Source organism: Tritonibacter multivorans, from assembly GCF_001458415.1.
GTDB classification, from domain to species: Bacteria; Pseudomonadota; Alphaproteobacteria; order Rhodobacterales; family Rhodobacteraceae; genus Epibacterium; species Epibacterium multivorans.
In genome coordinates this window covers 272,689-287,047 of record NZ_CYSD01000037.1, presented here as the reverse complement: position 1 = coordinate 287,047, position 14,359 = coordinate 272,689, and the positions used below count along the sequence as shown (strand labels likewise).

Genomic DNA, 14,359 nt, shown 5'->3' with positions numbered 1-14,359 from the left:
CCCGAGCCCCCTTGGTTTATTGGTCGATATCTACAATGGGGGGACACGAAGGGAAAGGCGGTAAACCGGGGCCAAGGGGGCGGCCCCGGTCAAACGGCTTAGCCGAACAGCTTGCCCAATGCGCCGGGGTTTGCGTTGGCAATGTTCAGGCCGGACATGCTGAGCTGCTGCTGGGCATCCAGCGCGGCCAGACGGGTGGCGGCCTCGTCCAACTTGGCATCACGAATTTCACCAAGACCCTGCTTGGTGGTGTCGTTCAGCTTGTGCAGGAATTCATTCTGTTCGCGCATCTGGGCCGCATCAGAGCCGAGTTTGGCAGCCCCGTTGATCGCGAAATCAAGGAAACCGTTGATTTCATCCAGTGCGGTGCGGGCTGAGGCGGCATCTGTGATCGCTGTGCGACCACCGATATCAAAGGCGGCATCTCCCTCAAAATCGACACTATCAACGGTCATTGTCGAGAGCGTCGCAGGATCGCTGCCCTGTCGGTTCAGTGCAGTTGGGACGGTCAGACCTGTGCCGCCGTTGCCATCTGTATCGGTCGCCAGAAGGTTCACACCATTGAACTGGGCCGACCCCACGATGGAGTTGATCTGCTCTGCTTTGGCGGCCATCTGTTCTTCGATCATGCCAAAGTCCGCGGTGCCAGACTGGGCCTGGATTGCGAGGACTTTCATGTCCTCGAGCACATTGGTGATCTGTTCTGCGCCCGCCGAGGCCACAGCCACGGTGGCTTCGCCAATCGACAGGGTGCGCGAGGCGGCTTCAAATCCGCCGATGTCGGCTTCCATCACCTCGGAAATTGCCCAAAGAGCAGCATTGTCTTTGGCGGTGTTTACTTCTTTGCCGGTAGAGACATCGTCTTGGACGTCTTCTTTCTCTTCGCGGTTCTTACTGAGCATTTGCAGCGCAATGGCTGCGCCGGGATTATTGTTGATGCTGGACATTGGTACTTCCCATTCATCGTGACATGAGGTTTCGTCTGGAATTCGAAGTCTTGAGCCGGTCTCGTTCTGAGCGGCCACACGCCCTTCTGGCGCGCCCTTGCCACATACCGTCACAAGGGGATCGCGGCAGGTGACCCTGCGCTCATTAACAAAGGTAAAAGATTCCTTTGCGCCCGCCACGATGCAATTGCGGTTAAAGCGGGGCAAATAAGGTGGATTTTACGTTAATCGCGGATCAGGGGCTGTTGCGACGCCTTTAGCGTTAACAGCGACGCATGTCATTGAAGCTGCCTGTTGCTCTGGGCTAAAGACGTTCTGGATTAGGAGAGGACGCATTCAAAATGCCCAAAGCGAAGATCACCAATGAAGAGGCGCTGGCCTTTCACCTAGAGCCGAACCCCGGCAAATGGGAGGTGCAGGCCACGGTCCCGATGACCACACAGCGCGATCTGTCGCTGGCCTATTCCCCCGGTGTTGCGGTGCCTTGCGAGGCGATCGCTGCCAACCCGGAAACGGCGTATGACTACACAAACAAGGGTAACCTTGTGGCGGTGATTTCCAACGGTACGGCCGTTCTGGGTCTGGGGAACCTCGGCGCGCTGGGCTCTAAGCCTGTGATGGAAGGCAAGTCTGTTCTGTTCAAACGTTTTGCCGATGTGAACTCCATCGATATTGAACTGGATACCGAAGACCCGGATGAATTCATCAAAGCCGTCAAGCTGATGGGCCCGACCTTTGGTGGCATCAACCTCGAAGACATCAAAGCGCCGGAATGTTTCATCATCGAGCAGAAGCTCAAGGAAGAGATGGACATCCCGGTCTTCCACGATGACCAGCACGGCACGGCTGTGATCTGTGCCGCGGGCCTGCTGAACGCGCTGCATCTTTCGGGCAAAAAGATCGAGGACGTTAAGATTGTTCTGAACGGCGCAGGCGCGGCGGGCATTGCCTGTATTGAGCTGCTCAAGGCGATGGGCGCGCAGCACCAGAACTGTATTGTCTGCGACACCAAAGGCGTGATTTATCAGGGCCGCACAGAAGGCATGAACCAGTGGAAGTCCGCCCATGCCGTCACAACCGAACTGCGGACGCTTGAAGACGCCATGGTTGGCGCCGATGTTTTCCTTGGCGTCTCTGTCAAAGGGGCTGTGACTCAGGACATGGTGAAATCCATGGCCGACAACCCGGTCATTTTTGCCATGGCAAACCCTGATCCGGAGATCACCCCGGAAGAGGCACATGAGGTCCGCGTGGACGCGATTGTTGCAACCGGGCGTTCGGACTATCCGAACCAGGTCAACAACGTGCTGGGCTTCCCCTACTTGTTCCGTGGTGCGCTGGACATTCATGCCCGCGCGATCAACGACGAGATGAAAATCGCCTGTGCCCATGCGCTGGCCCGTCTGGCACGAGAAGATGTCCCGGATGAGGTTGCGCTGGCCTATGGCAAGACGCTGTCGTTTGGTCGTGACTATATCATTCCGACCCCCTTTGACCCGCGCCTGATCCACCGCATCCCGCCGGCGGTTGCCAAGGCGGGTATGGACACAGGCGTTGCGCGTCGTCCGATTATCGACATGGAAACCTATGAACAGGGTCTACGTGGGCGCATGGATCCGACGGCTTCGATCTTGCGCGGCCTGAACGCCCGTGCGCGGTCTGCACAAAGCCGGATGATCTTTGCCGAAGGCGATGATCCGCGCGTGCTGCGCGCCGCCGTCACTTATCAGCGGTCGGGTCTGGGCAAAGCGCTGGTCGTTGGCCGCGCCGAAGACGTCAAAAGCCGTTTGGACGAAGCAGGCATGGGCGATGCCGCCCGCGAGCTAGAGGTGGTGAACGCCGCCAACACCCAGCATTTTGAGGCCTACAAAAACTTCCTGTACCAGCGTTTGCAGCGCAAAGGCTTCGACCAAAAAGACATTCACCGTCTTGTTGGCCGCGACCGCCATGTGTTTTCGGCACTGATGCTGGCGCATGGCCATGGCGATGGTCTGGTCACGGGGGCGACCCGCAAGTCTGCCTATGTGCTGGACCGGATCAACCACGTCTTTGATGCCGATGCCACCCACGGTGCGGCGGGTGTTACGGCGCTTCTGCACAAAGGTCGTATCGTCCTGATCGGGGATACGCTGGTGCATGAATGGCCGGATGAAAACGATCTGGCCAATATCGCCGAGCGCGCAGCAGGCGTGGCCCGCCATATGGGTCTGGATCCGCGCGTGGCCTTTGTCAGCTTTTCGACATTTGGCTACCCGGTGTCAGAGCGCGCCGAGAAGATGCACATCGCGCCGGCCGTTCTGGACAAGCGCGGTGTCGACTTTGAGTACGAAGGCGAAATGACCGTGGATGTGGCTCTGAACCCGAAGGCGCAGGAAGCCTATTCTTTCCAGCGCCTCACTGGCCCGGCAAACATTCTGATCGTGCCCGCGCGCCACTCTGCGTCGATTTCGGTTAAACTGATGCAGGAAATGGGCGGCGCCACCGTGATTGGCCCGATCCTGTCCGGTGTCGACAAGCCGATCCAGATCTGCTCGACCTCTGCCACGGCCAATGATGTGGTGAACATGGCGATTCTGGCGGCTGCAAATATCGGCTGAGCCAAATAAAACCCCAGATCCAGGGCCTCGCGGTGACGCGGGGCCTTTTTTGTTGAAGCTGCTTTTGGGATTTTCCGGTTGACCGATTGGGGGCGCTAACGGAAACAAGAGGGCAAAGAATTAGGAGAGCGCGAATGGCCATTTGGAACCTTGGATCAATCAACGCGGATATGGTTTATGCCCTGCCGCATATGCCTGCGCCCGGCGAAACCCTTGCAGCGGACAGTCTCGACCAGGGCCTTGGTGGCAAGGGGGCAAATATGTCCGTGGCTGCAGCGCGGGCCGGCTCCCATTGCTGCCATATCGGCGCAGTTGGACCCGAAGGCAAATGGGCGGTGGATCGTCTGACCGAATACGGGGTCGACACCCGTCATGTGGTAACCGGGGATGTGCCGACGGGCCATGCGATCATTGCGGTGGACAAAGCGGGCGAAAATTCGATCATCCTGTTTCCGGGCGCGAACCGCACCATCTCCGAAGACCAGTTGGGCCAAGCGCTAAGCGCGGCAAATTCCGGTGATATTTTGGTGATGCAGAACGAAACCAATATGCAGGCCGAAGCCGCGAAAATGGGCCGTGATCTGGGGCTGCGTGTGGCTTATGCGGCGGCTCCTTTTGATGCCGAGGCTGTGCAGGCTGTTTTGCCTTACCTGGATCTGCTGTTCCTCAATGAGGTTGAAGCGCAGCAATTGACCGAAGCCACGGGCAAAGCGCCCGAAGCGCTGGGTATTGCGGATGTGATTGTGACGCTTGGTGCGAAAGGTGCCCGTCATTTTGCCGCGGATGGCACGGTGTCAGACGTGCCCGCGCTGCCAGTTAAACCGGTGGATACAACAGGCGCGGGCGACACATTCACTGGCTACGTTTTGTCGGGTTTGGACCGTGGTTTACCGATGGCGCAGGCGATGGCACAAGCAGCGCGGGCAGGGGCTTTGATGGTCACCCGAAATGGCGCGGCGGATGCGATTCCAGACCTCAAGGAAGTCCAGGACGCGCGTTTCTGAAATTGTTTCCCGTGAAACATTTTGAAGGGGCCGAAAGGCCCCTTTTTTGCATTCAGATCAATGGGTAAAGGCGGCAGCGCTGCCCCAAAGCTGTTGCACGCGCGCGTCACGCCCACAGGCCTCGCGATAGCGCTTGTAGGCCTTTGATTGACGCAGCGGACCAAAGCGGGTGATGACCAGATTGTCACCCTTGTAGTAGTCCTGATGGTAGTCCTCGGCCGCGTAGAACTTTGTCGCTTTTAGCACTGGTGTGACAATGGTTTGCCCAAGGGCTTTTTGCGCGGCGGCCTTGACCGCCTCTGCAATGTCCTGATCGCGTTTGGTAGAGACAAAAACAGCGGATCGGTACGGCGCGCCGCGATCGCAGAATTGCCCGCCCACATCTGTCGGGTCGATCGAGCGGAAGAATTTCTCCAGAAGCGTTTTGCGGCTGACTTTGACCGGATCGAAGGTGATTTTCACGGCCTCATAGTGGCCCGTATCGCCTTTGCCGACCTGTTTGTAAGTCGGGTTTGCAACTGTGCCGCCGGTATAGCCGGATTCGGCCTTGATCACCCCGGGCAAGGATTCAAAGTCGCTCTCCACACACCAAAAACACCCGCCGGCGACGGTCAGGGTGTCATATTCTGTAGCATACGCGGCAGAGGGTTTGGTGACGCAGACAGCTGCGCCGATCAGGGCGGTCAGTGCCAAGTTCTTGAGCGTGTCGAGCGGTCCCATGTGTGCCTCCTTCTGGCAAAGCTGTGCGGGGTCTAACCGGAGCTTTGCCAGTCCAAAGGGGGCTTGCCTAGGGGGCGAAACCGAATGTCACGCATGAGTGAGCGCAAGTGACCGTGCTGAAATCTTTGTTGGGGCCCTTACGCAAGGCCTCAGATCATGCCTCAGCCGATCAGTTTACTAAGCTTCATTGCCACACCCATATCACCGCTGATTTTGATCTTTCCCATCATCACAGCGGTCATCGGGTTCAGCTTGCCGGCCAGCAGCTTCGTCAAATTGTCCGAAGACAGCTTGAGCGTGCAATCTGTGTCGCGGTCCTCGTCGCTGGCCGCGCCATCAGCAATGACGATTACACCGTCGTCGCCGCAGTCGAATTTCAATGATCCGTCAAAGCTGCGCCCCTCAAGGCCGCTGCGGATCGCGTGCAAGGTTTCAGCAAGTGCCATGGTGTCCTCCCAATGTCTTCAGACCTGCATAGGAAGGGCCTTTGAGCCGCGACAAGGCTGACGCAGGGGAAGGGTGCTTGTGACGTCCGGGCAAAGAAAAAGGCCACCCCGAAGGGCGGCCTTTGTTTGTCTCTAAACCGGCTCTTAGCCTTTGACGCGTTTGTCGCGCGCGGCCAGCAGTTTCAGACGCAGCGCGTTCAGCTGGATGAAGCCTTGAGCGTCTTTCTGATCGTAAGCACCGGCGTCTTCTTCAAAGGTCACATGCGCCTCGGAATAAAGCGAGTGATCAGACCAGCGGCCCACGGTCTTGGCAGAGCCTTTGTAAAGCTTCAGACGGACGGTGCCGGTGACGTGCTTTTGGCTTTCGTCGATCAGGGCCTGCAGCATCTCGCGTTCGGGAGAGAACCAGAAGCCGTTGTAGATCAGCTCTGCATAGCGCGGCATGATCGAGTCTTTCAGGTGGCCTGCGCCGGAATCCAGGGTGATCTGTTCGATACCGCGGTGTGCTTCCAGCAGGATGTCGCCGCCTGGGGTCTCGTAGATGCCACGGGACTTCATGCCAACGAAACGGTTCTCAACAAAATCCAGACGACCGATGCCGTGCTTGCGGCCATATTCGTTCAGCTGGGTCAGGATGGTCGCCGGGCTCATCGCTTCGCCATTGATGGCAACTGCATCGCCTTTTTCAAAGGTGATCTCGATGAACTCGGGCGTATCCGGTGCGTCCTCGGGGTTGACGGTGCGCTGGTAGACGTAATCCGGTGCCATTTCGGCCGGGTCTTCCAGAACCTTACCCTCGGAGGAGGTGTGCAGCAGGTTCGCGTCCACAGAGAACGGCGCCTCGCCACGTTTGTCCTTGGCGATCGGGATCTGGTTTGCTTCGGCAAATTCCAGCAGCTTGGTGCGCGAAGACAGGTCCCACTCGCGCCAGGGCGCGATCACTTTGATGTCGGGGTTCAAGGCGTAAGCGGACAGCTCGAACCGCACCTGATCGTTGCCTTTGCCGGTTGCACCGTGAGACACAGCGTCTGCACCGGTGGCTTCTGCGATCTCAACAAGACGTTTGGAGATCAGCGGGCGGGCAATGGAAGTGCCCAGCAGGTACAGGCCTTCATAGACCGCATTGGCGCGGAACATCGGGAAGACGAAATCGCGAACGAACTCTTCGCGGATGTCTTCGATGAAGATGTTTTCCGGTTTGATACCGAGCATCTCAGCCTTTTTGCGGGCCGGTTCCAGCTCTTCGCCCTGACCGAGGTCAGCAGTAAAGGTGACAACCTCGCAGCCGTATTCGGTCTGCAGCCATTTCAGGATGATCGATGTATCAAGGCCGCCGGAGTAGGCCAGCACAACTTTCTTGGGCGCGGACATGGGTTTTCCTCTTGATCAGAACGAACAGCGCCGTAGCGGGTTTTGCGGCGGGGCGCAAGGAAATATGGGTTTTCTCCTGCCCGCGCACTGCTATGGTCGCCGAATATTTAAGGACTATACAGGAGAGCTGCGGTGACGGGGCTTCATATTCTCAATCATTCTGTTCAGATGATTTTGCGAAATTTGCAGGACATAGCAAAACTGACGGTCATTCCCCTGGTGATTTATGCGGTTTTGGCGAGCTATTCGCTCAACCTGCTTACCAAGGCGATGATCGAACAAGACTATGCTGAGCACTTCATCCTCGGGGGGGCTGGTTTCTTGGTTTCGATGCTGTTCTTGGTTTGGGCAGTCGTGAATTGGCACCGATATGTGTTGTTGGAGGAATACCCGACCGGGTGGCTGAACCTGCCAAAATCTGATCGCATTTTCGCATATGTCGGCCAGATGCTAGTCCTCTTCCTTGTTGGATTTGTCTTCATGTTAATTTTCGGCTTTGTAGCCGGCGTGATCGGGGTGGCTGTTTCGCAGATTGCTGCTTTTGCAATCATAGTGGTCGGTTGGCTTGTCCTTATTCCAGTGGCGACACGCTTGTCCCTCATTCTGCCGGCTGCAGCAATTGGTCAGCCGCTTACTCTCAAAGAAGCGTGGAGCAAGACACAAGGCGCAATGGGGATAGTCGTTGTGCTTGTAATCTTGCTTGGGCTGATCGGGGGCTTTGTACAGTTAGTTGCTACATTTGCATTGGGTCCAGTTTCCCCCGGGTTGGCAGCTATTTTCGCTTTCGGTTCGCAGGTTCTATTGGGTCTTTTGAATGTCTCCACCCTCACCACCCTCTACGGGCATTACGTCGAAGGCCGCCCGGTCACTGGCTGATCTTGGCATGAAATCCGGCTGCCCCTTGCCTCTGGGGCAGCCTTAGGGCACGTACAACACATGAGTGACTTCCGAACCCAGGCTCAAGGAGCCGAGGCGGCGATGCGCGATGTGTTTCCGCCCACGCCGCTCCAGAAAAATGTGCTTTTGTCCGAACGCTTCGGCGCGGACATCTACCTCAAGCGCGAGGATCTGAGCCCGGTGCGCTCTTACAAGATCCGCGGCGCGCTGAATGCCATGCGCAAACAGCCGGACCGGGATCTGTTTGTCTGTGCCTCGGCCGGCAATCACGCACAGGGCATGGCCTTTATGTGCCGCGAGATGGGCAAGAAGGGTGTGATCTTCATGCCGGTGACCACGCCGCAGCAGAAGATCCAGAAAACCCGCATGTTCGGCGGTGACAATATCGAGGTGCACCTGATTGGCGACTACTTCGATGACACGCTGGCTGCCGCGCAAAAATGGTGCGCAGAGCAGGGCGGGTATTTCCTGTCGCCTTTTGACGATGATGATGTGATCGAAGGCCAGGCCTCTATCGCGGTAGAGATTGAGGCACAGCTGGGACGCTTGCCGGATCACGTGATCTTGCCTGTCGGTGGTGGCGGCATGTCTGCCGGTGTGGCCAGCTATTTTGGCGAAGATGTGCATTCGTTGTACGTGGAGCCGACCGGTGGCGCCTGCCTGCGCGCGGCGCTTGCGGCCGGGTCCCCGGTTGCGCTGGACCATGTTGACACGTTTGTCGACGGCGCTGCGGTTGGGAAGATCGGCGCAAAGACCTTTGCGCGCCTGAAAGATGTGCCCCTGCCGGATGTGCTGACCATCGATGAAGACCGGGTTTGCGCCACGATTGTTGAAATGCTCAATGTGGAAGGCATTGTGCTGGAACCCGCTGGTGCTTTGGCGCTGGAAGCGCTGGGCGAGGTACGGTCCTGGATTCGCGGTAAGACGATTGTCTGCCTGACGTCGGGGGGGAACTTTGATTTTGAACGTCTGCCAGAAGTGAAGGAGCGGGCCCAGCGGTACGCGGGGTTGCAGAAATACTTCATCCTGCGCCTGCCGCAACGTCCGGGCGCGCTGCGGGATTTTCTGGGTCACTTGGGCCCAGAGGACAATATCACCCGCTTTGAATACATGAAAAAATCTGCCCGGAATTTCGGGTCGGTGCTGATCGGGATGGAAACAAAACGCCCCGAAAATTTCCCGGCGCTGTTTGCCCGGCTTGAGCAGGCGGGGCTGACCTATACCGACATCACCAATGACGAAACGCTGGCGCAATTCGTCATTTAAGGATCAGGCTTTTTCTGCCATCTCCGAAAGGAAGACCGTTTTGGAGGTGGCGTAACTCTGCAAAATTTGCGCAACGTCAACTGTGGCGGCCTGACCTTCGGAGGAGAGGCGTTCGCCGTCCATGCAGAGATCTGAAAAGTGCTGGAACCCTAGGTTCAGCGCGCTGCCCTTGAGAAAGTGCAGATCCTGTTCCAGCTGGCTGCGATCGCCGCCCTGTAGGCGCACGATAACCTCTTCTACTTCTTCGAGAAACAGCTCCACGACCTCATCAAAAGCGTCCGCTCCGACTTCGTCCTTCAATTCGCGTACGCGAGCCCAATCGATCATTGCCTCAATTCCGTTTTCTTTGATGTATCGCATCATTCTATATAGTCAGACTGGTAAAGTTACAGTGAATAGAAAAAAATTCTCGAAAAATGTTCATTTCATCCGCTATTAAGGTCCGCGCCATAATCATAGATGACAAGAGAGAATTTGCCGAACCAATGAGGTATTGTCGGTGCTGCCCGAACCTACAGATGAACAGGATGTATCACCCGTGAGCGGGTCTATTCGTCGTGTTCTGGTGGTAGACGACAGTCGTCTGCAGCGGCGCATTCTCGTGGCGTCCCTGAAAAAATGGGGGTTTGAAGTCGTCGAAGCCGAAAGCGGCGAACAGGCGATGGAAATGTGCCAGCAGGAACTGCCGGACCTGATCCTGAGTGACTGGATGATGCCGGGGATGACCGGGATCGAATTCTGCCGCGCGTTCCGCGAGTCTTCCGGTGATGGCTATAGCTATTTCATTCTTCTGACCTCCAAGAGCGAAAAGAACGAGGTGGCCGAAGGTCTGGACGCCGGTGCGGACGACTTTTTGACCAAACCCGTCAGCTCTGATGAACTGCGTGCGCGTATTTCTGCAGGGGAACGTATCCTGCGGATGCAGCGGGAATTGTTCGAGAAGAACCGCATTGTCTCGGAAACGCTGGACGAGCTGCAAAGCGTGTATGACGCAATCGACAAAGACCTGATGCAGGCGCGCAAGATCCAGGAATCCCTGGTGCCTGAACTGTCAAAAAGCTTTGGGTCGTCGTCTGTCAGCCTGCTGCTGAAACCCTGTGGCCATATCGGCGGTGACCTCGTGGGGATGTTCTCTCCGGGTGTGAACCGTTTGGGCTTTTACTCCATCGACGTCTCGGGTCACGGGATCACATCCGCGATGATGACCGCGCGTCTGGGGGGCTATCTGTCGTCGACCTATTTCGACCAGAACGTCGGAATGGAGAAGAAATTCAACCGCTTCTATGCGCTGCGCCCGCCGGAAGAGGTGGCGAGCCTTCTGAACGCGCGTCTGATCGCCGACACTGGCATCGAAGAATATTTCACCATGGCCTACTGCATTGCCGACCTGCGCACTGGTCTGGTGAAAATGGTTCAGGCCGGCCACCCGCACCCGCTTCTGTTGCGCAAGGATGGCTCGATGGAGTTCATCGGCCAGGGCGGTGTACCTGTGGGGCTGGTGCCTGACATTGGCTATAGCCAAGAAGAGTTCCAGATGGAGCTGGGCGATCGCCTGCTGCTTTATTCGGATGGGTTCACCGAGGCGCATCTGGAAGATGGCAGCATGCTGGATTCCGAAGGCCTGATTGAACTGGTCAAAAAGTGCAAACCCGGCCAGAGCGGTCAGGAATTTCTGGATGACCTCTACTGGAACCTGACTCAGGTGATGGGCAAGGACAGCGGGCTGGAAGATGATATCTCTGCCACGCTGTTTGAGTTCCAAGGGCCCTAAGCGTCAGGCCAGGCCCGCAAGCACGCGGGCAAAATATCTATCTCCGGCATTTCCCAGAACAGCTGCGGCGTCTGCAAGCGGCAGCCAGACCGTTTCGTGATGTGGCTCCAATGGGTCACACAGCGGCATGACGGGGCGTGCGGTGTAGATGTGGCATATCTTTTCCGCCCAGAGGTCATATTCGGGCATGAAGACAAAGCGCCGGAAGGTGCCCAGGCGTTTGGGCGCGGCGATCTTCCAGCCGGTTTCTTCCAAGACCTCACGGTGCAGGGCAGGCAGGGGTGATTCCCCCGGATCAATACCGCCGCCGGGCAGTTGCAAATCCGGTTCCGGTTGCAGCTGGCAGGTCAGCAGCAATTGGCCATCGTGGGGCAGCAGGGCGTAAGCCCCCGGACGGGCGCGATAAGTTTGGTTCTTGTGCGGCGGCGCCCCGAAACGGCGGATCATTTGGCTTCCTCTTCAACTCAGCTGCCGAAAGGCCTATATAGCTCCGGTATGCCAATAGTCGGCGCATAAGGAAACCTCATGACAGCTGCCCAGAAAATCGCGTGGGACGATACCGTCCTGCCCTTTCAACTCGATGCCACAGACATGCGCGGCCGCGTTGCGCGGCTCGATGGTGTGCTGGACGGTATTTTGAAACAACACGCCTACCCGGCGCAGGTCGAAGCCTTGGTGGCGGAAATGGCCCTGCTGACCGCGCTGATCGGCCAAACCATGAAGCTGCGCTGGAAACTCTCGCTTCAGGTGCAGTCCAAAGGGGCTGTGCGCCGCATCGCGACGGATTACTACGCACCGGAGAAAGAGGGCGACCCGGCCCGTATCCGGGCTTATGCAAGCTTTGATGCGGACCGCCTGACCGATGCGCCGATCTTTGATCAGGTTGGCGAAGGGTATTTTGCCATTCTGATCGATCAGGGCACCGGCACACAGCCTTATCAGGGGATCACGCCGCTGGCGGGGGGCTCTCTGTCGGCCTGTGCCGAAGCCTATTTCGCCCAGTCTGAACAGCTGCCGACCAAATTCTTGCTCAGCTTTGGCCGCTCGACCGTTCCGGGCGAGGCCGAACATTGGCGCGCGGGTGGGATTATGCTGCAGCACATGCCCAAAGCGTCGCCATTGATGGCGCAGGAAGACGGTGAAGGCGAGATTGTCACTGCCAAGGATCTTGTGTCCGGCGATGAAGAAGAAAACTGGACCCGCGTGAACACGCTGCTGGCAACGGTTGAGGATCTGGAGCTGATCGGCCCGTCCATTGCGCCCACGGATCTGCTGTATCGTCTGTTCCACGAAGAAGCCCCGCGCGTTTATGATGCGCAGTCGGTGAAATTTGGCTGCACCTGTTCCGAAGAGCGCGTGCGCCAAAGCCTGTCGATCTATTCGGCCAAGGACATTGAGAAGATGACCACGCCCGAGGGTCGCGTGACAGCAGACTGCCAGTTCTGCGGTGCCCATTACGACATGGATCCGGCAACGCTGGGTTTTGAAGCAGAGCAGGACTAGCGTGATGCAGGGGCTGAAAGACCAAATCAGCCTCGCGCTGGGCCGGGCCCATCATGGGACTTCGGATTTTGAGCTGAACCCTGAAACAGTATTGCCCGCCGGACGTCGCCTGCGTCCGGCGGGCGTTTTATTGGGGATCACCACCTATACGGCAGAGCCGCAGGTGATCCTGACCAAACGATCTTCGGCGCTGAAGCATCATCCCGGCCAAATTGCCTTTCCGGGCGGGAAGGTCGATGCGACGGATGCGGATGAAACCGATGCGGCCCTGCGCGAGGCCTGGGAGGAAATCGGTTTACCTCGGGACCTGCCGCAGGTGATTGGGACGCTTCCGGCGCATGAAACCGTCACGGGGTTTCTGGCGAAACCGGTTGTGGCCCTGATCCCGGAACCTTTTAAGGTTCAGCCCGAAGCGGGCGAAGTGGCCGAGGTCTTCTCGACCCCGCTTTCCCATGTGTTAGAGCCTGAAAACTACCTTGTGCAGTCGCGTCGCTGGCGGGGGCAGCGGCGGTATTTTTATGTTGTGCCCTATGGTCCCTACTATATCTGGGGCGCAACGGCGCGGATGCTTCGCGGCTTTGCCGCTGCCATGGGGACTGAAAAGGGCGGCGTATGAAGATCGAACAGGACTGGATCCGCAATGAGGCGACGCAAACCGTCTGCCGCGCACTGACCGCAGCGGGGGCGCAGGCATTATTTGTCGGTGGCTGCGTGCGCAATGCGCTGATGGGCGAACCTGTCTCAGACATGGATATTGCCACCGATGCACGCCCTGAAACCGTCATTGCCTTGGCCAAGGCGGCGGGCATCAAGGCAATTCCAACGGGCATTGATCACGGCACGGTGACATTGGTCGTGGATGGCATCCCGCACGAGGTCACCACGTTTCGCAAAGATGTGGAAACCGACGGGCGCCGTGCGGTTGTGGCCTTTGCCGATGACATTGCCGAAGACGCTGCCCGACGCGATTTCACGATGAACGCGATCTATGCGCGCCCGGATGGAACTGTGGTGGACCCGCTCGGTGGTCTGCCGGACCTGCAGGCGCGACGGCTGCGGTTTATTGGCAATGCCGAAGACCGCATTCGCGAGGATTACCTGCGTACGCTGCGCTATTTCCGATTTCACGCGTGGTATGGAAACCATGCCGAAGGGTTTGACCCAGATGCGCTTGCCGCCATTGCTGCGACGCTGGAGGGTCTGGACACGTTGTCGCGCGAACGTGTTGGCACAGAGCTTGTGAAGCTTTTGTCCGCGCCAGATCCCGCGCCTGCTGTCGCCACGATGCGCCAGATTGGTGTCCTGGCGCATATCTTGCCGGGCGCAGATGACCGTGCGCTTGCGCCGTTGGTGCATCTTGAGGGCGGTCGCAGGCCAGAGGCCACGCGACGGCTTGCGGCGCTGGGCGGTGAAGACCTGCAAAAGACCCTGCGGCTGTCCAAATCCGTGAGCACCCGCGTCGCCCAATTGCGCGAAGGCATCGGCGCCGCAGCGGGTGCAGCTGAGTTGGCCTATCGTCACGACGCAGATTTTGCCCGCGATGTGATTCTGTTGCGCGCTGCAGTCTTGGAAATGCCGCTTGCCCCGAATTTTGAAGCCGATATCGCGCGTGCAGCCACCTCCTTTTTCCCTCTGGCAGCCAAAGATCTGATGCCTGCTTACACCGGTCCTGAACTGGGCAAGCGTCTGCGAATATTGGAAAACGCGTGGATTGCTTCGGGCTTTGAGCTTTCGCGTGCGGCGCTTCTGGCGCTGCCGGATACCCCGCCTGAGTGAGGGTTTCACAAACTCTTCACGATGACAGGGCGTGACAGGTCTGCGTTTTGAAGCCTATGCT

14 protein-coding genes are annotated in these 14,359 nt (G+C 58.0%); 8 read left to right on the top strand and 6 right to left on the bottom strand.

Annotated features, from left to right (window positions below):
* Positions 1 to 98: 98 nt before the first annotated feature.
* Positions 99 to 947, bottom strand: a complete 849-nt coding sequence (locus TRM7557_RS12410; RefSeq protein WP_058290520.1) for a flagellin — start codon at positions 945 to 947, stop codon at positions 99 to 101.
* Between the two features lie 341 nt (positions 948 to 1,288).
* On the opposite strand from TRM7557_RS12410, the gene TRM7557_RS12405 reads away from it, so the two are divergent.
* Together TRM7557_RS12405 and TRM7557_RS12400 are read left to right on the top strand one after the other, a co-directional pair.
* Positions 1,289 to 3,544 carry an NADP-dependent malic enzyme gene (locus tag TRM7557_RS12405; protein ID WP_058290519.1) on the top strand — a complete coding sequence of 752 codons (2,256 nt, stop codon included), beginning with the start codon at positions 1,289 to 1,291 and terminating at the stop codon, positions 3,542 to 3,544.
* Positions 3,545 to 3,678: 134 nt separating this feature from the next.
* Positions 3,679 to 4,548 carry a ribokinase gene (locus tag TRM7557_RS12400; protein WP_058290518.1) on the top strand — a complete coding sequence of 290 codons (870 nt, stop codon included), beginning with the start codon at positions 3,679 to 3,681 and terminating at the stop codon, positions 4,546 to 4,548.
* 57 nt (positions 4,549 to 4,605) lie between these two features.
* Here the strand turns inward: TRM7557_RS12400 and msrA are convergent, their stop codons facing one another.
* The 3 genes from msrA to TRM7557_RS12385 form a co-directional block, all read right to left on the bottom strand.
* The gene (gene msrA, locus TRM7557_RS12395; RefSeq protein ID WP_058290517.1) at positions 4,606 to 5,268 is read right to left on the bottom strand and encodes a peptide-methionine (S)-S-oxide reductase MsrA; all 663 of its coding nucleotides are present in this window, start codon (positions 5,266 to 5,268) and stop codon (positions 4,606 to 4,608) included.
* A 161-nt stretch (positions 5,269 to 5,429) separates the two neighbouring features.
* Positions 5,430 to 5,714 carry an SCP2 sterol-binding domain-containing protein gene (locus tag TRM7557_RS12390; protein ID WP_058290516.1) on the bottom strand — a complete coding sequence of 95 codons (285 nt, stop codon included), beginning with the start codon at positions 5,712 to 5,714 and terminating at the stop codon, positions 5,430 to 5,432.
* Positions 5,715 to 5,858: 144 nt separating this feature from the next.
* Positions 5,859 to 7,085 carry an argininosuccinate synthase gene (locus TRM7557_RS12385; RefSeq protein ID WP_058290515.1) on the bottom strand — a complete coding sequence of 409 codons (1,227 nt, stop codon included), beginning with the start codon at positions 7,083 to 7,085 and terminating at the stop codon, positions 5,859 to 5,861.
* 132 nt (positions 7,086 to 7,217) lie between these two features.
* Here TRM7557_RS12385 and TRM7557_RS12380 point away from each other — a divergent pair, with 132 nt between their 5' ends.
* Positions 7,218 to 7,961, top strand: a complete 744-nt coding sequence (locus tag TRM7557_RS12380) for a hypothetical protein (protein WP_058290514.1) — start codon at positions 7,218 to 7,220, stop codon at positions 7,959 to 7,961.
* 60 nt (positions 7,962 to 8,021) lie between these two features.
* Positions 8,022 to 9,248, top strand: coding sequence for a threonine ammonia-lyase IlvA (gene ilvA, locus TRM7557_RS12375; RefSeq protein WP_058290513.1), 1,227 nt, complete (start codon positions 8,022 to 8,024; stop codon positions 9,246 to 9,248).
* Between the two features lie 3 nt (positions 9,249 to 9,251).
* Here the strand turns inward: ilvA and TRM7557_RS12370 are convergent, their stop codons facing one another.
* Positions 9,252 to 9,575, bottom strand: a complete 324-nt coding sequence (locus TRM7557_RS12370) for an Hpt domain-containing protein (RefSeq protein WP_058290512.1) — start codon at positions 9,573 to 9,575, stop codon at positions 9,252 to 9,254.
* Between the two features lie 211 nt (positions 9,576 to 9,786).
* On the opposite strand from TRM7557_RS12370, the gene TRM7557_RS12365 reads away from it, so the two are divergent.
* Entirely contained in the window at positions 9,787 to 11,019 is a 1,233-nt protein-coding gene (locus tag TRM7557_RS12365; RefSeq protein ID WP_413081160.1) for a PP2C family protein-serine/threonine phosphatase, read from the top strand.
* 3 nt (positions 11,020 to 11,022) lie between these two features.
* On the opposite strand, the gene TRM7557_RS12360 is transcribed toward TRM7557_RS12365, so the two are convergent.
* The gene (locus TRM7557_RS12360) at positions 11,023 to 11,466 is read right to left on the bottom strand and encodes an NUDIX hydrolase (protein WP_058290511.1); all 444 of its coding nucleotides are present in this window, start codon (positions 11,464 to 11,466) and stop codon (positions 11,023 to 11,025) included.
* A gap of 78 nt (positions 11,467 to 11,544) precedes the next feature.
* On the opposite strand from TRM7557_RS12360, the gene hslO reads away from it, so the two are divergent.
* From hslO to TRM7557_RS12345, 3 genes are read left to right on the top strand one after another with little or no spacing between them, the layout of a single operon-like run.
* The gene (gene hslO / locus TRM7557_RS12355; protein ID WP_058290510.1) at positions 11,545 to 12,522 is read left to right on the top strand and encodes an Hsp33 family molecular chaperone HslO; all 978 of its coding nucleotides are present in this window, start codon (positions 11,545 to 11,547) and stop codon (positions 12,520 to 12,522) included.
* A 4-nt stretch (positions 12,523 to 12,526) separates the two neighbouring features.
* Entirely contained in the window at positions 12,527 to 13,138 is a 612-nt protein-coding gene (locus tag TRM7557_RS12350; protein ID WP_058290509.1) for a CoA pyrophosphatase, read from the top strand.
* On the top strand, positions 13,135 to 14,298 hold the full coding sequence (locus TRM7557_RS12345; protein ID WP_058290508.1) for a CCA tRNA nucleotidyltransferase: 1,164 nt from the start codon (positions 13,135 to 13,137) through the stop codon (positions 14,296 to 14,298). Before TRM7557_RS12350 ends, TRM7557_RS12345 begins: the two co-directional genes overlap by 4 nt.
* The last annotated feature ends 61 nt before the right edge of the window (positions 14,299 to 14,359 follow it).